Genomic DNA, 21,501 nt, shown 5'->3' with positions numbered 1-21,501 from the left:
AAACGCCCGGTTACATTCCGAACCCGGAAGCTAAGCCTTTCAGCGCCGATGGTACTGCAGGGGGGACCCTGTGGGAGAGTAGGACACCGCCGAACAAATTTTGAGAAATGCGTCAGCCCCCGTGCCCAGCACGGGGGCTGACGCATTTCTGCGTTCAGGGGCCGAAAGGCCCAGCGGTCACTTCGCCGCCGCCGCGGCAATCGGCAGCGGGTCCAGGGGCTCGCGGCCGAGGAGTTCGGCGAGGTCGGGGGCGGTGGCGGCCAGGAAACCGTGGCGGACGGCTGAGGCGATCGAGGCCAGCATCGGGGGTTGGAAGGGCAGCAGCCCCGGCGCCTCCAGCAGCCGGCGGCGGTATTCGGCGAGGTCGAGGGTGCGGTGCGGGGCGCCCAGCTCGGCGGCCACCTGCGCTGCCGTGATCGGCGTGCCGACCAGGTCGTAGACGCGGTCCCGGTGTGCGGCAGGGTCGGCGGCGACCACCGCGGCAGCCTCGGCGAGGTCGTCCCGCGCGACCGCGGCAAGGGCGCCGTCGCCGAACGGGGAATCCACCCCGATGTCGCCCGCCGGTGCCAGCAGGGCGCCGAACAGCTCGGCGTACAGGCCGTTGCGGAGGATCGTCCAGGGCAGCCCGCTCGCCCGCAGGAGGCCCTCGGTGGCGCGGTGGGCCAGGGCGAAGCCGAGGTGGTCGCCCGCGGTCGTGAGGCTGGTGTAGACGACGTGGCCGACCCCGGCCCGTACGGCCGCGTCCAGCGCTGCCGAGTGGCGGCGGATCACCACGTCGTCCTCGGCGTAGCCCGCGGAGACCAGGACCAGCGTCGTCACACCGGAGAGGTCGAGGGTTGCGGGGGTGTCGAAGTCGAGGAGGCGTATGCCCTCCGACGGGGTGCGGCTGCCGCCGAGGGCCGTCTCGCCGCGGGCGTGGAGGGCCGCACGCGTGGCCTTGCCGAGGTTTCCGTTCGCTCCGGTTACCAGAATCATGATCAGTCGCAGTCTTCCGTCGTCGTTCGCAGCGGGTTGCCGTTGTCAGAGGCTCGTCGCTCTGCGCGGTCGTCGTTCGCCGTGGTTTGTCGTTCTCCGCGGTTCCCGGCGGTGGTTCTCGCCGGTAACTACGCTTGATCCTTGATCGCCTGCTCACCGGCCACAAGGAGGCATTTCGATGTCCGTCACGCACACCGGGGTAACCTCACCGGTCACCGGGCCGACGACGCCCGCCGCGCTGGATCCGTGCGGGCGGGCGGAGCACCCCGACTGCGGTATCCGGGACGTGCTGGACCGGATCGGGGACAAGTGGTCGGTGCTGGTGATCGTCGAGCTGGCGGGCGGGCCGCGGCGCTTCCGGGAGCTGCAGCGGGCGATCGACGGCATCTCGCAGCGCATGCTCACCCTCACCGTGCGCCGGCTGGAGCGCGACGGGCTCGTGCTGCGCACCGTCTACCCGACCGTGCCCGCGCGGGTCGACTACCGGCTGACCGAGACCGGCGGCGGGCTCACCCACCTGGTCAAGGCGCTGGCCGACTGGTCGCTCGCCCACCGCGGTGTCATCGCCGAGGCCCGGCACGCCTACGACGACGCCCACCCCGACCACGACATCCGCTGACGCGGGCGGGCACCGACGGCCCCGGCTGACCGGCCCCGGCTGACCCGGCCCCGTACCACCGGCCCGCGCGCCGGCGCCGCCTAGAGTGGGTCCGTGCAGTATGAACTGATCATCTTCGACAACGACGGCGTGCTGGTCGACAGCGAGCCGATCTCCAACCGCATCCTCGCGGAGTGCCTCACCGAGGCGGGGTACCCGACCACGGCCGAGGAGTCGATCCGGGACTTCATGGGCGCGGCCATGCACCGTGTGCACGACGTCGTGCGGGAGCGGCACGGCGGTACGTTGCCGGAGGGGTTCGACGCGGCCTACCACGGGCGGGTCTTCACGGCGTTCGAGCGGGAGCTGCGGGCGGTCGAGGGGGCCGGGACCGTGCTGGAGAAGCTGGCGGCGGACGGGGTGCCGTACTGCCTGGCGTCCTCGGCGACGCACGAGCGGATCAGGGTCGCGCTGCGGACGACGGGGCTCTACGGGCGCTTCGACGAGCGGCGTCTGTTCTCCGCGCAGGACGTGGGCCGCGGCAAGCCTGCGCCGGACCTCTTCCTGCACGCCGCCCGCACGATGGGCGTGGCGCCCGAGCGGTGCGTGGTCGTGGAGGACAGCGCGCTCGGGGTGGCGGCGGCGCGGGCGGCCGGGATGGACGTCTTCGGCTACACCGCGATGACGCCCGCCGCGAAGCTCCGTGACGCCACGGCGCTCTTCGGGGGTATGGCCGAGCTGCCCGGCCTGCTCCTCGGCTGAGGCCGCGGCCGCGCGCGTCCCGCACCCAGGAGCGTCTCAGGCGCATCCCCCAGGGGGTCTCAGGCGCATCCCCCAGGTGCGTCCCAGGCGATTCCCAGGTCAGAGGTGACGCCGGATCGTGACGCCGGACACCTACTCATCCGTAGCTTTCGCGTCTAGCGTGCTCGCTCATGAGCGACGCAAGCGACGTCGGCGACGTCACGCAGCCCGCCCGGCCGCTGCGGCTGGGCCGCGCCGCCCTGGCGGTGAGCTTCTTCGCGCAAGGGGCGCTCTTCGCGCTGCTGGTCACCCGGATTCCGGCGATCCAGGACCGCTACGGGATCAGTGACGGGCTGCTGCCGGCCTTCCTGGCGGCGGTGCCGATCCTGGCGGGCGTGGGCAGCGTCCTGACCGAGCAGCTGGTGCGGCGGGTGCGGCCGAGCGTGGTGCTGCGCTGGGTGCAGCCGGTCGTCGCGCTGGTGCTGGTCGGGCTCGGGGCCGGGGACCGGATGTGGGCGGCCGCGGTGACGCTCGCGCTCTTCGGGGTGTGCGTCGGCGGCCTGGACGCCTCGATGAACATGCTCGGCGTCAGCCTGCAGCGGGCGTACGGGCGCAGCATCATGCTCGGCTTCCACGCCGCCTACAGCCTCGGCGGCATCGTCGGCTCCGTGCTCGCCTGGTCGGGGGCGCACTGGCACATCGAGCTGGTGACGGTCTACGGTCCCTTCACCGCGGTGATGATCCCGCTGACGCTCACCGCGAGCCGCTGGTACCGCGACGCCGACGACGGGCCCGCCGCCCACGAGGCCGCCGTCCGGGAGTCCGCCGCGGGGAAGGACTCGCCCGTCCCGCAGGTCGCGATGCGCGTGCTGCTGCCGCTGTGCCTCGTCATGACCTTCGCGTACATCGGTGACTCGACGGTTTCCAACTGGAGCGCGAAATACCTCCAGGACACCCTGCACAGCTCCGACCAGCTCTCCACCGTCCCCTACGCCGTCTACATGGTCACCACGCTGCTCGGCCGCTCGGTCGGCGACTTCGGGGTGCGGCGGTACGGGGCCGCGCCGGTGGTGCGGCTCGGGACGGTGGTGGCCGTCGCGGGCTTCGCGGTGGTGGCGGTGGCACCGGGGGCGTGGGTCGGCATGCTGGGCTTCACACTGCTGGGCTTCGGGCTGTGCGTGATCGTGCCGCAGACCTTCGCGGCGGCCGGGCGGATGTTCCCGCACGCCTCGGACGCGGCGATCGCGCGGCTGAACGTCTTCAACTACGTGGGCTTCCTCGTCGGCTCGCCGCTGGTGGGCGCGCTGGGCGACGCGTGGAGCTACCGTGGCGCGATGCTCGTACCGATGGTGCTGGTGGCGGCGACACTGCATTACGCCAGGTCCTTCGGGGCGGCGGGCGGCGGGTACGGTGTCGGCCATGAGCGGCCGAGCACTGTTGATGTGGGATGAGCGGGTCACCGGCTACGACTTCGGGCCCGGGCACCCGATGGACCCGGTGCGGCTGACGCTCACCCGGGATCTGGTGCGGGCGGTCGGTCTCGACCGGGCGCTGACGGTGGTGGCGGCGCCGCCCGCGGGCGAGTCGACGCTCGCGCTCGTGCACGACGGGGACTACGTGGCCGCGGTGCGGCGCGCGGGCCAGGACCCGGACGCGGTGCGGACCTCCTACGCCGCCTTCGCCGCGTACGGGCTCGGCACCGCGGACAATCCCGTCTTCCCGCGGATGCACGAGGTCTCGGCGCTGATCGCGGGCCAGTCGGTCGCGGCGGCGGAGGCGGTGTGGCGCGGCGAGGCGGAGCACGCGGTGAACTTTTCCGGCGGCCTGCACCACGCGATGCCCGGCGCGGCCTCCGGTTTCTGCGTCTACAACGACGCGGCCCTCGCGGTGGCGCGGCTGCTGGAGCTGGGCGCGGAGCGGGTCGCGTACGTCGACGTGGACGTCCACCACGGGGACGGGGTGCAGGCGGCGTTCTGGGACGACCCGCGGGTCATGACGGTGTCGCTGCACGAGCATCCGCGCACCCTCTTCCCGCACACCAGCGGCTGGGCGGAGGAGACGGGCGGCCCCGACGCGGAGGGCGGCGCGGTCAACGTCGCGCTTCCGGCGGGCACCGGCGACGCGGGCTGGCTGCGGGCCTTCCACGCGGTGGTGCCCGAACTGCTGGCCGCCTTCCGGCCGCAGGTGCTGGTCAGCCAGCACGGGGCGGACACGCACGTCGAGGATCCGCTCGCGCACCTGGCGGTGACGGTGGACGCGCAGCGGGCGGTGGCCGAGGCCTGCCACGCGCTGGCGCACGAGTACGCGGGCGGGCGCTGGGTGGCGCTGGGTGGCGGCGGGTACGCGGTCGCCGACGTGGTGCCGCGCACCTGGACGCACCTGGTGGCGATCGCCGCGGGGGAGCCCCTCGCGCCGGGCACCCAGGTGCCGGAGGAGTGGCGGCACCAGGTGTACGCGCGCACCCGGCAGCCCGCGCCGCTGCGGATGACGGACGGGCGCGAGCCGCGCTGGACGGGCTTCGAGGAGGCCGGCTACGACCCCGCCGACCGCCTCGACCAGGCCGTCCTGGCGACCCGCCGGGCCGTCTTCCCGCTGCACGGCCTGCTGCCGTAGCGGGTGTCCTGCGCGCGGACGCAACGGCGGACGCGGCAGGGGACGGACCGGACGGGTTTCCGGTGGGTGAATTCGGCCGGTTCGGGGTGCCGCCGGGCGGGCGGGCCGGGACGATCATGGCGTGGTGAGTGTCGGCGCGCTGCGCGCGCATCTGGAGGCGACGGGCCTGGCCGGCAGGGTCGGCACGCCGCGTGAGAAGAGCCTGGCGAGCTACCGGCTGTTCGCCGCGCGGGATCCGCGGCTGACGCTGGGCCTGGACCCGCAGGGCGCCTGGGACGTACCGGAGTTGCTGCGGCTGATGGCGGACCGGTGCGGGGTGTCGCCGGACCCCGCGCACACCACGGGTCAGGAGGCGATCGACCCGGACTGCACGGTCGCGGCGCTGGACGCTTTCGCCGAGCGGCTGGCCCGGGCGGCCCGTGACCGTATTCCGATCCTCCTGGGCACAGGACATCCACATCGCCTCCTCGGTTTCTACGCATCCTTGGCGGCCGCGCTCTCGGCGGCGGGATGTGTCGTCCTCACCCCTGCGTATGGCCCGGGAGTGGACATGCGCACGCAGTTCGGCGTACGCCGCCACCTCCTGCGCTACGTCGGCGGGGTCGCCGTCGTCCGCCCCGCGGCCACGGAGGGTGACGGCGGGCCGGTCGAGCCGGGGGCGCACACCCACTCGCCGTTGCCGGTCAGAGCGGCCCTCACGGCGGCCGCGGAGGACGGCGGAATGCTGCCGGGACTCGTGGTCGGAGATCACGGATTCGTGTGCGGCGCAGGTCAGTTGGGTGTTGAAGCCATCGGGCTGGCGGACTGCGACGACCCCGCGGTTTTCGTCGCCGAGGCGGAGGGAAGCGTATCGGTGGCGGTGCCGGTGGACGACGCCGTAAGGTCCGATTACTACCGGCCATTGACGCGCTACGTGCTCAAACGGGCCTGGCTGTCACAGTAGTCATCCATAGGCAACTCCTCTTCCCCACATACCTCATGCGCCCCTAATCTGGTGGGGAGCGCACATGCCGCTTTGAGTCGCCGGAGGGGAAGCCGGTGCCCGGCGTGTGCGGAAGGTTCAGGTGTGACATGGCTACTACTGAAACGCGCCCTCTGAACGAGGTCGTCTTTCTCACCGTCGCCGAAGTTGCGGCGGTGATGCGGGTCTCGAAGATGACGGTGTACCGCCTGGTGCACAGCGGTCATCTGCCGGCGATTCGCGTGGGCCGCTCGTTCCGGGTTCCGGAGCAGGCCGTCCACGAGTACCTCCGGGAGTCGTACGTGGGGGTGGAATCTGCCTGAGAACGCCCCGGCGGGCAGATGACGGCTTGGCGTGGGCCTCGTTTATGCCCCTCCGCTCCGGGCGGGTAGGCTTGGCCGACGAAGGTCGTGTGGGCTCGGACGCCCCGCACCGAGTGAAAACGAAGCGAGGGTAGTCGTGGGCTCAGTCATCAAGAAGCGGCGCAAGCGTATGGCCAAGAAGAAGCACCGCAAGCTGCTCAAGCGGACGCGTGTTCAGCGCCGCAACAAGAAGTAGCGGCCGCCTCCGCCTCCGGCGGGGACGAGCGCGGGCGACCTTCCGGCCCTGCGGCCGCCGTCCCGCTTCCTGCCCTCCCCCACCGCCTCCGGGCGGCGGGGGAGGGCAGTGCGCTGTCCGGGCCCGGACGGGCGGGAACGCGCGCGGGTCGGCGCGGTGACGGGTCTGTGTCGGGGCGGGCGGCGTCCGGGCGCAGGGGATACGGTGCGGGTGTTCCCCTGAGGAGGCGCTGAGCGTGATCGAGGGCAGAGTGGGCGGCGGCGTGGTGCTCGTCACGGGCGCGGCGCGGCAGCTGGGCGGGCGGTTCGTCCGGCGCATCCAGCGCGATCCGGCGGTGGCCCGGGTCGTCGCGGTCGACGCGGTGCCACCCGAGCACGACCTCGGCGACGCCGAGTTCGTCCGGGCCGACATCCGCCAGCCGATGATCGCCAAGGTGCTGGCCCAGCACGGCGTCGACACCGTCGTGCACCTGGACGTGACCGGCACCCCGCTGGGTTCGGGCGGGCGCACGCAGGTCAAGGAGACCAACGTCATCGGCACGATGCAGCTGCTCGGCGCGTGCCAGAAGGCCCCCACCGTACGGCGGCTGGTCGTGAAGTCGACCACGAGCGTCTACGGTTCCGCGCCCCGCGACCCCGCGGTCCTCCGCGAGACGACCCCGGTCAAGTCGCTGCCCAGCGGCGGCTTCGCGAAGGACGCGGTCGAGGTCGAGGGGTACGTGCGCGGCTTCGCGCGGCGCCGCCCGGACGTCGCGGTGGCGGTGCTGCGCTTCGCGAACATCCTCGGGCCGACCGCCGACACCCCGCTCGCGGAGTTCTTCAAGCTGCCGGTGCTGCCGACCGTCTTCGGCTACGACCCGCGGCTGCAGTTCGTGCACGAGGACGACGTCGTCGACGTGCTGGTGCTGGCCTCCCGCGAGGCCCGCCGCGGCACCCTCAACAGCGGCACGTTCAACATCGCCGGGGACGGGGTGCTGCTGCTGTCGCAGACCGCGCGGCGGCTCGGCAAGCCCACCGTGCCGGTGCTGCTGCCCGCGGTGACGTGGATCGGGCAGCTGCTGCGCACCGCCTCGGTCACCGACTTCTCGCCCGAGCAGATCCGGCTGCTCACGCACGGGCGGGTCGTCGACACCCGCGAGATGCGCGAGACGCTCGGCTTCATCCCGGCCTACACCACGGCCGAGGCCTTCCACGACTTCGCCCGCGCCCACGGGCCCGGGCTGCTGCCCCCGCGGCTGCTCGCCGCCGGCGTGGACCGGCTCGCGGCGGCGGTCCCGGGCGGGGCGGGGGACGCGCGGTGAGCGAGGGTGCGCTGAGGGATGCTTCAGGTTCGGCGGAAGGAGCAGGGGCCGTGGGCGACGCGAAGGTGATCCCGTTCGACGAGGGGGCGCGCGGGCGGCGCGCCGCCGCTTCCGCTTCCGGCCGGGGAGCGGGTTCCGCTTCGGGTTCCGGCGGTGCTTCGGGGCCGGAAGGCGGCAGTGCCGTGCCGGGGATCCCGTCGCAGGCCGCGGGCGGCCGTACGGGCGCGGACGCCGGGCCGGAGGAGGCCGCGGGGGCGCCGGGCGGCGGGCTGTTCGGGGCGGTGGCGGGTCGGCTGCTGGGCGACGACTGGGACCGCAGGGTCGCCTCGGGCCTGGCCTTCCTGCGCCGCCGGGTGACGGGCGACTACGAGGTCGACGAATTCGGGTACGACGCCGAGCTGACCGACCACGTCCTGCTGTCGGTGCTGCGGCCGCTGTACGAGTCGTACTTCCGCGTCGAGGTCCGCGGTATCGAGAACATCCCCGCCGAGGGCGGCGCGCTCGTCGTCTCCAACCACTCCGGCACGCTGCCGCTGGACGCCCTCATGACCCAGGTCGCGGTGCACGACCACCACCCGGCCAAGCGGCATCTGCGGCTGCTCGCCGCGGACCTGGTCTTCGTGCTCCCGCTGGTCAACGAGCTGGCCCGGAAGGCCGGCCACACGCTGGCCTGCGCGGAGGACGCGGAGATCCTGCTGGAGCGGGGCGAGGTCGTCGGGGTCATGCCGGAGGGCTTCAAGGGCATCGGCAAGCCCTTCGCCGACCGCTACAAGCTCCAGCGCTTCGGGCGCGGCGGCTTCGTCGCGACCGCGCTCAAGACGGGGGCGCCGATCGTGCCGTGCTCGGTGGTGGGCGCGGAGGAGACGTACCCGATGCTCGGGAACGCGAAGACCGTCGCCCGGCTGCTGGGCCTGCCCTACTTCCCCCTCACCCCGACCTTCCCGTGGCTCGGCCCCGCGGGCGTCGTTCCGCTTCCCACGAAGTGGGTGATCCAGTTCGGCGAGCCGATCCCGACGGACGGCTACCCGCCGGAGGCGGCGGAGGATCCCATGCTCGTGTTCAACCTGACGGACCAGGTACGCGAAACGATTCAGCACACGCTCTACGAGCTGCTGGTGCAGCGCCGTTCGGTGTTCTTCTGAGGCTGCGCGCCGGCGGAGGGGCTGCGCCCCGCAGGGGCGCGGTCTCCCGCGCCCCTGAAAACGCTCACCCGGCGCGCGCCTACTCGTCGTCCTCCGAGGTGCCCAGGCCCAGGCCGGGCAGGAGGCCCGGGAGGAGGGGCGGCAGGGTCACGGAGTGGTCCGTGGGCGGCGGGGACGCCGAGGTGGACGGGGCGGTGAGGCCGGGCAGGGGCCCCAGCGGGTTCGTGCCGCCGATCAGGCCCTGGGCGGGGGTCGTCGCGGACGGCGACGGGGTCGCCCCGGGCGTACCGTCCGCGCCGGGCGTCGCGCCGGACGGCGCCGAGGGCGAGGCGGACGCGCTGCCGGTCGAACCGCCGCCCGTACCGCCGGAGCCGGAGCCGCGGGACTCCTTCTTCTTCGGCTGGGGCAGCAGCCCCTGGAGCGGCGCGACCTCCTGGTCTATGGCGTCGAAGACCGAGGAGACCTGGTCGGAGACGTCGGTGAGCTGGGTGGGCAGCTTGCCGCGCAGATCCGTCCAGCCCTGGCGGTGGGCCTCCGCGAAGTTGTTGAGCGTCTCGATCGGCTGGAGGTCGCCGTCGTGCTGGTAGGCCTGGCTGAGCAGCTTGTGGCCCTCGGTGGCCTCCTGGTGCATGCCCGACAGGGCCTTGCGCACCTCGGCCACCGACTCGTCGTCGAGCTGCCCGCCGCGGCCGCGGTCCATGAGGCGGCGGGCCTCCTGGAGCCGGGTGGACGCCATGTCGAGGTAGATCTTGCCGCGCGAGGCGTCGCCGCTGGCCATGTCGAGCTTGAGGTCTTCCATGCCGCGCTTGAGCGGGTAGAGCGTGTCGCCGGGCAGCGCGTTGGTGCTGGCCGCGGCGACCCCGCCGAAGGCGCCCGCGGCGACGCTGACGGTGAGCCCGCCGACCGCGAGCCGCCGGGACAGCTTGCCGCCCGGGGCGAGCCGGCGCAGCCCGCTCCTGCTCTTGCCGCCCTTGCCGTCGCCGCGCTGCTCGGGCACCCGGGCGGTCACCGGGAAGCTGCCGTCGGCGAGGGCCTGCTCCATGGCGGCGATGAGCTGGGCGCGCTGCACGGTCTTGCGCTCGGGGTCGAGCGTGGGCCGCGGCTGCTCGGCCAGCGCCGTGGCGAGGGCCAGCAGGGCGCCCTGCTCGGGGTCGGCGTGCCGGGCCGCCGCGTGGCTGCCGTGCCCGGCGCCTGACGTGCCGTGCGGGCGGCCGTCCGCGGCGCCTTCCTGGCGGGCCGCGGCGCCTTCGCGCTCGTCAAGGGCCTCGCGGTCCTCAAGCGCCTGGGCGAAGGCGTTCGCCCGGCGGTGTGCCGTTGCCTGTCCGATCACGCGCGGCACCTCCTCTCGTCATCCACACTCGACTCCCCGCACCGCCCGGGGGTTGCGCGGCTCTTCGGCCTTGCACCCGAACGGGTGAAAAGCGAGGAGCGCGGGGCGGTGCGCGGGTGTCCGCATGGGAAGCAACGAGTACCGCGCCAGTTGGGTTACGCAGGTGTGATGATCGTGCGGTGCCACGGGGGGCTCACCTCGCGTCATCGGGGAGGAGTCTGGCCAGCGTGCGGACGGCGCGGTATTGCAGCGTCTTGATCGCGCCCTCGTTCTTTCCCATGACCCGGGCCGTCTCGGCGACCGAAAGCCCTTGCAGGAAGCGCAGCGTCACGCATTCCTGCTGCTGCGGGTTGAGTTTGCGCACCGCGGTCAGCAACGCCTCGTTGGACAGCGACTCCAGGACCGAATCCTCGGGACTTCGTTCGACCTCGTTCGCGTCGAGCATCTCGCCGGTGGTCACTTCCAGTCGGAAACGGCTCGACTTGAAGTGGTCGGCGACCAGATTGCGCGCAATGGTGACCAGCCATGCGCCGAAGTCGCGGCCCTGCCAGGTGAAGGTGCCGATACGGCGCAGTGCGCGCAGAAAGGTCTCGCTGGTCAGGTCCTCGGCGGTCGCCTTCGAGCCGACCCGGTAGTAGATGTAGCGGTAGACGGTGTCGCTGTAGTGGTCGTAGAGCCGGCCGAAGGCCTCGGTCTCGCCGTCCTGCGCGCGTTCGACGAGGTCCATCATGCGGCCGGAGTCGGTGTCGGCGGCGGGGCGGCGGGGCTGGGCGCCGGGGGCGGCGGCGTGGGTGGCGGCGGAGCCCGGGCTGTTGCGGGTGCGTCTGCCTGCGGCTGTGCTGACTTCGGCCAGCGCGTACGCGGGCCCGGGGACGGTGGGACCTGACGTGGCGAGGGCGGGCACGGCGTGCGCGGGGACGGCGTACACCAGGTGCCGGAGCACCAGGGCACGCAGCGCAGCCAGGCCGGAGGTGTCAACCCCGTCGTGTGGGTACACGGGACTCCCAGAGGCAGAACTTCCATCACGAGCAGTACGGGACCGTTCACCCGTCGTGGCGACGCGTGGGTACCGGATTGCGTCTGAGGAGAATAACGCTTCGTACAGGAGACGCTACACCGAGTTGCGCAAATCGTCGTTTACGCCATTTCCTGTGCGGATTGACGATCGACCAATTATCGAACAGGCGACTGTTGTTGACCACTTCGGTTCGTGAACAGCTCGCACAGAGGCCGTGATGTGACCGTGTGCGCGCCGTGCGCGGGGGCGCACACCGGGCAGCTCCGCGGGGCCGTACGATGCCGGGTCCCCTTCGGGCGCGGCTACTTGCGCCGGCGGCTGATCGCGACCGCCGCGGCCGCACCGCCCGCGAGGGCGCCCAGGCCCGCGGCGGCCGGGATGCCGACCCGGGCCGCCTTGCGCCCGGTGCGGTAGTCGCGCAGCCGCCAGCCCTCGGCGCGCGCGTGCCTGCGCAGCCGGCTGTCGGGGTTGATCGCGTACGGGTGGCCGACGAGCGACAGTATCGGGATGTCGTTGTGCGAGTCGCTGTACGCCGCGCACGCCGACAGGTCCAGGTCCTCGGTCATCGCCAGCGCCCGCACCGCCTCGGCCTTCGCGGGGCCGTGCAGCGGCTCGCCGACCAGCCGCCCGGTGTACACGCCGTCCACCGACTCCGCGACCGTGCCGAGCGCGCCGGTCAGGCCCAGCCGGCGGGCGATGATCGTCGCCGTCTCCACCGGCGCGGCCGTCACCAGCCACACCCGCTGGCCCGCGTCCAGATGCGCCTGCGCGAGGGCGCGCGTACCCGGCCAGATCTTGCCGGCCATGTACTCGTCGTAGATCTCCTCGCCGATCGCCATCAGCTCCTCGACGCGGTGCCCCTTGACGATCGACAGCGCGCTGTCCCGCGCGTCCTGCATGTGCTCGGGGTCCTCGGAGCCGGCCATCCGGAAGTACGCCTGCTGCCACGCGAACCGCAGCAGGTCCTGCGTGTCGAAGAAATGCCGCTTGTACAGGCCGCGGGCGAAGTGGAAGATCGCGGCGCCCTGCATCACGGTGTTGTCGAGGTCGAAGAACGCGGCGGCCCGCGGATCACCGGAGTCGGGGAAGGAGACCTCCGCCGTCCCGTCCCGCTCCTGCGGAGCGGTGTCCTCCGGCCGGGGCGACGTCGCGAGCGCCGCCTCCGCGGCGGCCTCGCCGGCCTCCACGCTCCGCTGCGTGGCGGACTGCCTGCGGGGGGTGAGCCATTTGAGAGCGGCCATGCCGTCGAGCATAACGACCCCGTGCGACAGGGCCGGTTCGCGCACGATGCCGGTGCGTGAACCGACCGTGTCGGCCAGGAGTCACAATGAGCGGCATGACGAACGAGGGCGCGGGAGCCGCGCGGACGGTGACGCTGATCGGCAAGCCGGGGTGCCATCTGTGCGACGACGCCCGCGCCGTGGTCGAGGAGGTCGCCGCGGCGACCGGGGCGGTCGTCCTGGAGCAGGACATCACGCAGGACGAGGAGCTGTACCGGCGGTACTGGGAGCAGATCCCCGTCGTCCTCGTGGACGGCGAGCAGCACACCTTCTGGCGCGTCGACCGCGCCCGCCTCCACCGCGCCCTCTCCGCCTGACGCGTGCCGTTCTCCCCGTAGTGCGAGGTCAGGTAGGATCGGGGGCGTTTTGTGCGGCCGGGGGCGATGTATGAGGAGTGTGCCGAGTGCCCTCGGTGGAAGGCCCCGCGCCCGGCGGAACCCTGCCCGGCCGACCCGTGCCCTCGGTGGAGGCGGCCGTGGCGAGCGGATTCGCCGTGGTGGACGTCGAGGCGACGGGCTCGTCCTCGCGGCGGCACCGCGTCGTCGAGGTCGGGGTCGTGCTGCTCGGGCCCGACCTCGCCCCTGAGGGCGAGTTCAGCACGCTCGTCGATCCGCTCGGCCCTGTGGGGCCGACCCACATCCACGGCATAGAGCCCGCCCACCTGAGCGGGGCGCCGCACTTCGCCGGGATCGCCGGACGGCTCCTCGCACTGCTGCGCGGCCGCGTGCTGGTCGGGCACAACGTCGGCTGCGACCGGGCGTTCCTCGCCGCCGAGTACGCCCGGATCGGGATACGGCTGCCCGCCGTACCCGAGCTGTGCACGATGCGGATGGCCGCCGCGTACGCTGCGGGGGACACCTACGGGCTGTCACTGCGCGCGTGCGCCCGCGCGCTGGGGCTCGGTGGTGAGGTCCCCCACACCGCACTGGGGGACGCCCGTACGACAGCGGCGCTTTTCGGCCACTTCGTGGCGGAGACGGGTACGGTCGGCGCGGACTCGGCCGCGCAGGCGCTGGCGGAGCGGTTGTCGCAGGCAGGGCAAGTGCGCTGGCCCGAGGCCGGTGGCCTGCCGCGTACGGCGGAGGCATTGTGGAAGCGGCGCAGCAACGTTTCGGCGGGGCAGTACGTGCCCAATGTCCGAGATGGGAGTGCGTGATGCCCATCACTTCCGCCGGGCAAATCGGACACCATCTTTGTGCACGCGTTCACAAAGACATAGCCTGGCGTGCACGGGGCGGCTCCAACGACCGTGGCCGCTCTCAGCCCAGCTCTACCCGCAGGAGCACCGTGGCAACTGGCCGATCACACCGACCGGCGACCCGCAGCCGAGGGATCCCCGAGGCCACCGTCGCCAGGCTTCCGCTGTACCTGCGGGCGCTGACCGCTCTGTCCGAGCGCTCGGTGCCCACCGTGTCCTCGGAGGAACTCGCCGCTGCCGCCGGAGTCAACTCGGCCAAGCTGCGCAAGGACTTCTCCTACCTCGGCTCGTACGGGACCAGGGGCGTCGGCTACGACGTCGAATACCTCGTCTACCAGATCAGCCGGGAACTGGGACTCACCCAGGACTGGCCGGTCGTCATCGTCGGTATCGGCAACCTCGGCGCCGCGCTCGCCAACTACGGCGGCTTCGCCTCCCGCGGCTTCCGCGTCGCCGCGCTGCTGGACGCCGACGCGGGGCTCGCCGGGCGCCTGGTCGCGGGCCTGCCGGTGCGGCACATCGACGAGCTGGAGAGCATCGTCGCCGACAACCAGGTGTCCATCGGCGTCATCGCGACGCCCGCGGGCGCCGCGCAGGAGGTCACCGACCGGCTGGTCGGCGCGGGTGTGACCTCCATCCTGAACTTCGCCCCGACCGTGCTGACCGTGCCGGACGGCGTGGACGTGCGCAAGGTGGACCTGTCCATAGAGCTGCAGATCCTCGCCTTCCACGAGCAGCGCAAGGCCGGCGAGGGCGAGAACGGCCGCCAGGAGCCGGACGGGGACGTTCCCGCCGTGATGCCCGCATGAGCGAGCGAGTGATCGAAAGGCGCGTCCTGGACGAAGGCCAGCCCGAGCGTAGCGAGGGATGTGCATGAGTCTTCTGGTCGTCGGACTGTCGCACCGCAGCGCGCCGGTGAGCGTGCTGGAGCGGGCGGCGCTGAGCGCGGACGCGCGCGCCAAGCTGCTCCAGGACACGCTCGCCACCGAGCCCGCGAGCGAGGCCGTGGCGCTGTCGACGTGCAACCGCATCGAGCTGTACGCGGACGTCGACAAGTTCCACGCCGGTGTCGCCGAGCTGTCCACGCTGCTGGCGCGGCACAGCGAGGTCGGCCTCGACGAGCTGACGCCGCACCTGTACGTCCACTACGAGGACCGCGCCGTCCACCACCTGCTGTCGGTGGCGTGCGGTCTGGACTCGATGGTCGTCGGCGAGGGCCAGATCCTCGGCCAGATCAAGGACGCGCTCGCCGTCGGGCAGGAGCTGCACAGCGCCGGGCGGCTGCTCAACGACCTCTTCCAGCAGGCCCTGCGGGTCGGCAAGCGCGCGCACTCCGAGACCGGCATCGACCGCGCCGGGCAGTCCCTGGTCACCTTCGGGCTGGCCCAGCTCGCCCCCGTGACCGGCCCGCTGGCCGGCAAGCGCGCTCTGGTCGTCGGCGCCGGCTCGATGTCGTCGCTGGCCGCGGCCACCCTGGCGCGCTCCGGCGTGGCCCGCGTGACGATCGCCAACCGCACCCCCGAGCGGGCCGTACGGCTCGCCGCCCAGCTCACCGAGCAGGGCACGGAGGCGTACGCGGTGGGCATGGCCAAGCTCACGGCCGCGCTCGCCGACGCCGACGTCGTGGTGTCGTGCACCGGCTCGACCGGCCTGGTGCTCACCGCCGACGACCTCAGGGCGGTCGGCCCGCTGGCCGTACTCGACCTCGCGATGCCGCGCGACGTCGACCCGGCGGCGCACGACCTGGACCACGTCCACCTCGTCGACATCGAGTCGCTCGCCGCGGCGTCCGCGGACGCGCCCATGGCCGCCGACGTGGAGGCCGTGCAGGGCATCGTCGCCGAGGAGGTCGCCGCCTTCGGCGCCGCCCAGCGCGCCGCCCGCATCACCCCGACCGTGGTCGCGCTGCGCGCGATGGCCGCCGACGTCGTCGCGGGTGAACTCGCGCGGCTCGACGGCAGGCTGCCCGACCTGGACGACAAGCAACGCGCGGAGATCGGCCAGACCGTCCGCCGCGTCGTGGACAAGCTCCTGCACGCGCCGACCGTGCGGGTCAAGCAGCTCGCGGGCGAGCCCGGCGGTGCCGGGTACGCCGACGCGCTGCGGGAACTCTTCGACCTCGACCCGCAGGCGGTCGCCGCCGTCAGCCGGGCCGAAACCCCCAGGCCCACGGCGGCCCGGGTGCCCGACCGAATCGAGAGCGGCGATGACTAACCCCGCGAACACCCCCGCGAACCCCCCCGCCACCCCGGCGACCACCCCCGCGCCCCCGTCCGGCGCCCCCGGCCGCGCACTGCGGCTCGGCACCCGGCGCAGCAAGCTCGCCATGGCCCAGTCCGGCATGATCGCCGGCCAGGTCCGCGCCCTGACCGGGCGCGAGGTGGAGCTCGTCGAGATCACCACCTACGGCGACGTCTCCCGCGAGAGCCTGGCGCAGATCGGCGGCACCGGCGTCTTCGTGTCCGCGCTGCGCGACGCGCTGCTGGCCGGCGAGATCGACTTCGCCGTGCACAGCCTCAAGGACCTGCCCACCGCAGCCCCCGACGGCCTGGTGCTGGCGGCCGTGCCCGTGCGTGAGGACCCGCGCGACGCGCTGGTCGCCCGCTCCGGGCTGACCTTCGCGGCCCTCCCGCCCGGAGCGAAGATCGGCACCGGCTCGCCGCGCCGCATGGCGCAGCTCAACGCGTGGGCGCGGTCACACGGCCAGGACATCGAGACCGTTCCGATCCGTGGCAACGTTGACACCAGGATCGGGTACGTTACTTCCGGCAAGCTCGACGCCGTCGTGCTGGCTGCCGCGGGGCTGAACCGTATCGGCCGGATCGCCGAGGCGACCGAGCTGCTCCCGACCGACGCCGTACTGCCCGCTCCCGGACAGGGTGCGCTGGCCGTCGAGTGCGCCGCTTCGGACCCGGAGCTGGCCGCACGGCTCGCCGAACTCGACGACCCGGGAACCCGGGCCGCCGTGACCGCCGAACGATCCCTGCTCGCCGCCCTCGAGGCCGGCTGCAGCGCCCCTGTGGGCGCACTGGCCGACCTTGTGGACGACGGGCAGACTACCGAGCTGCGCCTGCGCGGCGTCGTCGGCACCACCGACGGCACCGAACTGGTGCAGATGTCCATCACCGGCCGCGTTCCGGCGTCCGGCGACGAGGCGCGTGCCCTGGGCCGCGAACTCGCCGCCGAGATGCTCGCGAAGGGCGCGGCGGGTCTTATGGGGGAGCGCACACTTTGAACCCCGCCGCCGTCGCTACGACCAACCCTGTGACCGGCGCGGCCGGTGCGACACTGCCGGCCGGCAGCGCCGCAAGCCCCGGCCCCGCCGGGCGGACCGTCCACGGTCACGTCACCTTCCTCGGTGCCGGGCCCGGTGACCCCGGGCTGCTGACCCTGCGTGCCGTCGAAGCGCTCGCCCTCGCCGACCTGCTGGTCGGCGACCGCTCCGTGCTCGATGTCGTCCGCACCCACGCCCGCGCGGACGTCGGCACCGCCGAGCCGTCCGGCGACACCGCGGAGGCAGCCGAACCGGCCGTCGGCAGCGCGGTGTTGGACACCTCCGCCCTCGCCGATGCCGCTGCCCAGCTTGTCATGGCGTCCGCGCGGACCGGCAAGCGGGTCGTCCGCGCGGTCGCGGGCGACCCCGGCCTGGACGCCTGCGCCGCTGCCGAGATGCTCGCGTGCGCGCAGGCCGGCATCCCCTTCGAGGTCGTGCCGGGCGTCGCCACCGAGGTGGGCGTGCCCGCGTACGCCGGAGTGCCGCTCGACGGCGGGGTGCGCTTCGTGGACGCCCCGACCGCCTCGGCGCGCTGCTGGACCGAGGCGGGCGCCAGCGACGCGACGCTGGTGGTCTCCACCACCCTGCAGACCGTCGCCGCCACCGCCGCCGAGCTGGTCGCCGCCGGCCGCAAGCCGGACACGCCGCTGACGGTGACCGTCGCCGGCACCACCACCCGGCAGCGCACCTGGACCGCGACGCTCGCGACCATCGCCGCCGAGCTCAAGGCCACCAAGGCGCTGCCCACGCCCGAGGACTCGGTCGCGGCCATAGCCGTGGTCGGCGAGCGCGCCGGGCGGCGCGAGCACCTGTCGTGGTTCGAGTCCAAGCCGCTGTTCGGCTGGCGGGTGCTCGTACCGCGCACCAAGGAGCAGGCCGCCTCGCTCTCCGACCAGCTGCGCTCGTACGGCGCCGTGCCGCACGAGGTGCCCACCATCGCCGTGGAGCCGCCGCGCACCCCGCAGCAGATGGAGCGCGCGGTCAAGGGCCTGGTCACGGGCCGCTACGAGTGGATCGCCTTCACGTCCGTCAACGCGGTCAAGGCGGTGCGCGAGAAGTTCGAGGAGTACGGGCTCGACGCGCGTGCCTTCGCCGGGATAAAGGTCGCCGCGGTCGGCGAGCAGACCGCGCAGGCGCTCGTCGAGTTCGGCGTCAAGCCCGACCTGGTGCCCAGCGGCGAGCAGTCCGCCGCGGGCCTGCTGGAGGACTGGCCGCCGTACGACCCGGTCTTCGATCCCATCGACCGCGTCTTCCTGCCGCGCGCCGACATCGCGACCGAGACGCTCGTCGCGGGCCTGGTCGACCTCGGCTGGGAGGTCGACGACGTCACCGCCTACCGCACCGTGCGCGCCTCGCCGCCGCCGGCGGACACCCGAGAGGCGATCAAGGGCGGCGGCTTTGACGCGGTGCTCTTCACCTCGTCCTCGACGGTACGGAACCTGGTCGGCATCGCCGGGAAGCCGCACAACGTGACCGTCATCGCTTGCATCGGGCCGGCGACGGCCAAGACCGCGGAGGAGCACGGGCTCCGGGTCGACGTGATGGCCCCGGAGCCGTCGGTGCACGCGCTTGCGCAGGCCCTCGCGGACTTCGGCGCGTCACGCCGCGACGCGGCGGTCCTCGCCGGTGATCCCGTCACGAGGCCCAGCGAACGCCGCCCGGGCGCCCGCCGCCGCCGCGTCTGACCTGCGGTCCGCTCGAGGGTACGGCTCGCCCGCCGGGCACGCGTTTCTGCCGCGCGGGGCACCCGTTTTTCGGGGGCGCGCGTGCCGCGTGGGGCACCCGTTTTTTAGGGACGCGGGGAACTGCGCGGCAAGCCCCCACCGGGGCGCGGGTCGTCACCGACCCAAGGGGTCTCTTCGGTCCTCCCCCAGAGCTCCGCCTGGGAGGTGCCCCCAGGACCACCGGCCGGTGGGTGGTTGCTCGCGCAGTTCCCCGCGCCCCTGAAAACGCTCGCCCAGCGCGGCACGCGCCACCTGCCCGCGTTCCCGGGACGCTCGCCCGGAGCGGCAGGCGCGGGCCCGGCGGGGGCGCGCCCCGTACCCGTGAGCCCCGACTTCGCGTCGGGAAGAGCACTGCGCGGCCCGGCGTACCGTGGAGGCATGGCTAGGTATGGGGAATTCCCCGGGGCGCGGCCCCGGCGGTTGCGGACGTCCGCGGCGATGCGCCGCCTCGTCGCGGAGACCCGGCTGGACCCGGCGCAGATGATCCTGCCCGCCTTCGTCCGGGAAGGCATCAGCTCGCCTCAGGCGGTCTCCTCGATGCCCGGCGTCGTCCAGCACACCCGCGACACCCTGCGCAAGGCGGCCGCGGAGGCCGCCTCCGCCGGCGTGGGCGGCATCATGCTCTTCGGCGTGCCCGAGGTGAAGGACGCGGTGGGCAGCCAGGGCACGGACCCGGACGGGATCCTGCAGCAGGCGATCCGCGACGTCGTCGCGGAGGTCGGCGACTCGATGGTCGTCATGTCGGACCTGTGCCTGGACGAGTTCACCGACCACGGCCACTGCGGCGTCCTGGACGCCGAGGGCCGGGTCGACAACGACGCGACGCTGGAGCGCTACGCCGAGATGGCGCAGGTCCAGGCGGACGCGGGCGTCCACGTCGTCGGGCCCTCCGGGATGATGGACGGCCAGGTCGGTGTGGTCCGCGAGGCGCTGGACGAGATAGGCAAGCAGGACGTGGCGATCCTGGCGTACACCGCGAAATACTCCTCCGCCTTCTTCGGGCCCTTCCGCGAGGCCGTGAACTCCGGCCTCAAGGGCGACCGCAAGGCCTACCAGCAGGACCCGGCGAACGCCCGCGAGTCGCTGCGCGAGCTGGCGCTCGACCTCGCCGAGGGCGCCGACATGGTCATGGTCAAGCCCGCGCTGCCGTACCTGGACGTGCTGACGAAGGTCGCGGAGTCCGTGGACGTGCCGGTGGCCGCCTACCAGGTCTCCGGCGAGTACGCGATGGTCGAGGCCGCGGCGGCGAACGGCTGGATCGACCGGGAGCGGGCGATCACCGAGACGCTGACCTCGATCCACCGGGCGGGCGCGAACATGATCCTCACCTACTGGGCGACCGAGGTCGCGCAGAACCTCTGACGGAGCGGCCCCCGCCGTCGCCTGCGCGGCCCCGGCGGGGTCGGTCCCACCAGAACGTCCACACGTCGCCGTCCAGCACCTCGGCGGCCGCGTACTCCTCCCCGCGAGCCGCGGCCCTGGCCGACGTCGTCCGGGCAGAAGGCGTAGCCGGGTCGCAAGTTGGCGGCGCGGGCCGCCCAGTTCGCGACCCTGCCGGTGTCGGTACGGGGTGGCGGCGGGAAGTGCCCGGCGCGGGTGGGGAGAAGGCGAGCGGCACATGACGGTGAATCGGTGAAACCACTGGTGTCCGACCTGCTGACCCGGGCGCGCGGCGGGGACGGCGACGCCTTCCGCGCGCTCACCGAGCCGCACCGGCGCGAGCTGCTGGTGCACTGCTACCGCATGCTCGGCTCCCTCCAGGACGCCGAGGACGCCCTCCAGGACAGCCTGCTCGCCGCCTGGCAGGGCCTCGACGGCTTCCAGGGGCGGGCCTCGCTGCGCACCTGGCTCTACCGGATCGCCACCAACCGCTGCCTCAACGCCCTGCGGTCGCAGGCCCGGCGGCCCGCCCAGGAGTGGAACACGCCCGGCCTGAACCCGCCGGAGCCCTCGCGCATGGGCGAGGCGGTCTGGCTGGAGCCCTTCCCGGACGCGCTGCTCGCGGGCGCGATCGACGTACCGCTCGGGCCCGAGGCCCGCTACGAGCAGACCGAGTCGATCTCGCTGGCCTTCGTGACCGCGCTGCAACTGCTGCCGCCGCGCCAGCTCGCCGTGCTCGTGCTGCGGGACGTGCTGGGCTTCCGGGCGAGCGAGGTCGCCGGGATGCTGGACACCACCGTCGAGTCGGTCACGAGCGCCCTCAAGCGGGCCCGGGCGGGCCTTCAGCGCCACCGTGCCGCCGACCCCGGCGACGAGCCGCCGCCGGCCGCCGGTTCGCCCGCCGAGGAGGAGATCCTGGCGCGCTTCGTGAGGGCGTACCAGGCCGCGGACGTGGACGGGCTGGTCGCGCTGTTCACCGACGACGTTTTCATGTCCATGCCGCCGGTGCCGTTCGAGTACCTCGGCGTGGACGCGGTGGGCCGCTTCTGCACCGAGCTCTTCGGCGGCGGGAGGGCCTTCGACCTGGTGCCGAGCCGCGCCAACGGCCAGCCGGCCTTCGGGCTGTACCTGCGGGCGGCGGGCGGCGAGCGGTACGGGATCGGCGTGATCGTGCTGGGGCTCAGCGGCGGCCGGGTGTCCGCGCTGAGCCGCTTCGAGGCGAGCACCTACCCGTGGTTCGGGCTGCCGCCGTCGCTGCCGGCCGCGATGCCCGCCCGCTGAGCCCGCGCCGGGCGCCCGCGCCGGGCGCCCGCGCGGGGGGCGGGCGCCCGGCGCGTCATACGGCGGGGCCGGTTACTGCCGTCGCTGCCGTTACAGGCATCACAGCCGTCATAGCCGTCACGGGCGTT

Annotated in this window: 21 protein-coding genes and 1 rRNA gene; 18 read left to right on the top strand and 4 right to left on the bottom strand. The window is 73.4% G+C overall.

All coding sequences use genetic code 11. The features are described from left to right. Positions 1 to 95, top strand: a 5S ribosomal RNA gene (gene rrf, locus IH54_RS42095); the annotation flags it as partial. Positions 96 to 177: 82 nt separating this feature from the next. On the opposite strand, the gene IH54_RS0132990 is transcribed toward rrf, so the two are convergent. Then, complete coding sequence (locus IH54_RS0132990) at positions 178 to 975, bottom strand: NmrA family NAD(P)-binding protein (protein WP_031524058.1); 798 nt, start codon at positions 973 to 975, stop codon at positions 178 to 180. 178 nt (positions 976 to 1,153) lie between these two features. Here IH54_RS0132990 and IH54_RS0132985 point away from each other — a divergent pair, with 178 nt between their 5' ends. The 9 genes from IH54_RS0132985 (at position 1,154) to IH54_RS0132945 (ending at position 8,888) form a co-directional block, all read left to right on the top strand. After that, the gene (locus IH54_RS0132985; protein ID WP_031524056.1) at positions 1,154 to 1,594 is read left to right on the top strand and encodes a winged helix-turn-helix transcriptional regulator; all 441 of its coding nucleotides are present in this window, start codon (positions 1,154 to 1,156) and stop codon (positions 1,592 to 1,594) included. A 93-nt stretch (positions 1,595 to 1,687) separates the two neighbouring features. Further along, positions 1,688 to 2,335 carry an HAD family hydrolase gene (locus IH54_RS0132980; protein ID WP_031524054.1) on the top strand — a complete coding sequence of 216 codons (648 nt, stop codon included), beginning with the start codon at positions 1,688 to 1,690 and terminating at the stop codon, positions 2,333 to 2,335. 170 nt (positions 2,336 to 2,505) lie between these two features. Beyond that, positions 2,506 to 3,765 (top strand): MFS transporter, encoded by a 1,260-nt coding sequence (locus tag IH54_RS0132975; protein ID WP_199923499.1) that lies wholly within the window; start codon positions 2,506 to 2,508, stop codon positions 3,763 to 3,765. Then, the gene (locus IH54_RS0132970) at positions 3,734 to 4,927 is read left to right on the top strand and encodes an acetoin utilization protein AcuC (RefSeq protein WP_031524049.1); all 1,194 of its coding nucleotides are present in this window, start codon (positions 3,734 to 3,736) and stop codon (positions 4,925 to 4,927) included. The genes IH54_RS0132975 and IH54_RS0132970 overlap by 32 nt, the downstream gene beginning before the upstream one ends. Before the next feature lie 121 nt (positions 4,928 to 5,048). Continuing rightward, a complete protein-coding gene (locus IH54_RS0132965; protein ID WP_031524047.1) occupies positions 5,049 to 5,870 on the top strand; it encodes a phosphatase in 822 nt (273 codons plus the stop codon). A 128-nt stretch (positions 5,871 to 5,998) separates the two neighbouring features. Next, positions 5,999 to 6,211: a helix-turn-helix domain-containing protein gene (locus tag IH54_RS0132960; RefSeq protein WP_031524045.1), complete on the top strand. Its 213-nt coding sequence runs from the start codon at positions 5,999 to 6,001 to the stop codon at positions 6,209 to 6,211. A gap of 136 nt (positions 6,212 to 6,347) precedes the next feature. After that, complete coding sequence (locus tag IH54_RS43810) at positions 6,348 to 6,446, top strand: 30S ribosomal protein bS22 (RefSeq protein WP_003948845.1); 99 nt, start codon at positions 6,348 to 6,350, stop codon at positions 6,444 to 6,446. Between the two features lie 235 nt (positions 6,447 to 6,681). Beyond that, complete coding sequence (locus IH54_RS0132950; RefSeq protein ID WP_234344139.1) at positions 6,682 to 7,746, top strand: NAD-dependent epimerase/dehydratase family protein; 1,065 nt, start codon at positions 6,682 to 6,684, stop codon at positions 7,744 to 7,746. A gap of 50 nt (positions 7,747 to 7,796) precedes the next feature. Then, on the top strand, positions 7,797 to 8,888 hold the full coding sequence (locus tag IH54_RS0132945; protein ID WP_031524040.1) for a lysophospholipid acyltransferase family protein: 1,092 nt from the start codon (positions 7,797 to 7,799) through the stop codon (positions 8,886 to 8,888). 79 nt (positions 8,889 to 8,967) lie between these two features. Here IH54_RS0132945 and IH54_RS0132940 read toward each other — a convergent pair whose 3' ends face one another. From IH54_RS0132940 to IH54_RS0132930, 3 genes are all read right to left on the bottom strand, one after another. Next, the gene (locus IH54_RS0132940) at positions 8,968 to 10,218 is read right to left on the bottom strand and encodes a DUF5667 domain-containing protein (RefSeq protein WP_031524038.1); all 1,251 of its coding nucleotides are present in this window, start codon (positions 10,216 to 10,218) and stop codon (positions 8,968 to 8,970) included. Between the two features lie 193 nt (positions 10,219 to 10,411). After that, a complete protein-coding gene (locus IH54_RS0132935) occupies positions 10,412 to 11,215 on the bottom strand; it encodes an ECF subfamily RNA polymerase sigma factor, BldN family (RefSeq protein ID WP_031524036.1) in 804 nt (267 codons plus the stop codon). A 323-nt stretch (positions 11,216 to 11,538) separates the two neighbouring features. Beyond that, on the bottom strand, positions 11,539 to 12,477 hold the full coding sequence (locus IH54_RS0132930) for an HAD family hydrolase (protein WP_031524034.1): 939 nt from the start codon (positions 12,475 to 12,477) through the stop codon (positions 11,539 to 11,541). An 86-nt stretch (positions 12,478 to 12,563) separates the two neighbouring features. Here IH54_RS0132930 and IH54_RS0132925 point away from each other — a divergent pair, with 86 nt between their 5' ends. The 8 genes from IH54_RS0132925 (at position 12,564) to IH54_RS0132890 (ending at position 21,373) form a co-directional block, all read left to right on the top strand. Beyond that, positions 12,564 to 12,833 (top strand): glutaredoxin family protein, encoded by a 270-nt coding sequence (locus IH54_RS0132925; protein ID WP_031524031.1) that lies wholly within the window; start codon positions 12,564 to 12,566, stop codon positions 12,831 to 12,833. A gap of 86 nt (positions 12,834 to 12,919) precedes the next feature. Beyond that, positions 12,920 to 13,672, top strand: coding sequence for a 3'-5' exonuclease (locus tag IH54_RS42090; protein WP_052398136.1), 753 nt, complete (start codon positions 12,920 to 12,922; stop codon positions 13,670 to 13,672). A 131-nt stretch (positions 13,673 to 13,803) separates the two neighbouring features. Beyond that, on the top strand, positions 13,804 to 14,523 hold the full coding sequence (locus IH54_RS0132915) for a redox-sensing transcriptional repressor Rex (RefSeq protein ID WP_031524029.1): 720 nt from the start codon (positions 13,804 to 13,806) through the stop codon (positions 14,521 to 14,523). Positions 14,524 to 14,587: 64 nt separating this feature from the next. Further along, on the top strand, positions 14,588 to 15,928 hold the full coding sequence (locus tag IH54_RS0132910) for a glutamyl-tRNA reductase (protein ID WP_031524028.1): 1,341 nt from the start codon (positions 14,588 to 14,590) through the stop codon (positions 15,926 to 15,928). Further along, the gene (gene hemC / locus IH54_RS0132905; RefSeq protein ID WP_078862711.1) at positions 15,921 to 16,949 is read left to right on the top strand and encodes a hydroxymethylbilane synthase; all 1,029 of its coding nucleotides are present in this window, start codon (positions 15,921 to 15,923) and stop codon (positions 16,947 to 16,949) included. Before IH54_RS0132910 ends, hemC begins: the two co-directional genes overlap by 8 nt. A 53-nt stretch (positions 16,950 to 17,002) precedes the next feature. Next, positions 17,003 to 18,673, top strand: a complete 1,671-nt coding sequence (locus IH54_RS0132900; RefSeq protein ID WP_052398138.1) for a uroporphyrinogen-III synthase — start codon at positions 17,003 to 17,005, stop codon at positions 18,671 to 18,673. Positions 18,674 to 19,090: 417 nt separating this feature from the next. Continuing rightward, entirely contained in the window at positions 19,091 to 20,074 is a 984-nt protein-coding gene (gene hemB / locus IH54_RS0132895) for a porphobilinogen synthase (RefSeq protein WP_031524024.1), read from the top strand. A 270-nt stretch (positions 20,075 to 20,344) separates the two neighbouring features. Then, the gene (locus tag IH54_RS0132890) at positions 20,345 to 21,373 is read left to right on the top strand and encodes a sigma-70 family RNA polymerase sigma factor (RefSeq protein ID WP_234344137.1); all 1,029 of its coding nucleotides are present in this window, start codon (positions 20,345 to 20,347) and stop codon (positions 21,371 to 21,373) included. The last annotated feature ends 128 nt before the right edge of the window (positions 21,374 to 21,501 follow it).

This window comes from Streptomyces sp. NRRL F-5123 (genome assembly GCF_000721495.1).
GTDB lineage: Bacteria > Actinomycetota > Actinomycetes > Streptomycetales > Streptomycetaceae > Actinacidiphila.
This window is presented reverse-complemented; position numbering and strand designations above follow the sequence as displayed.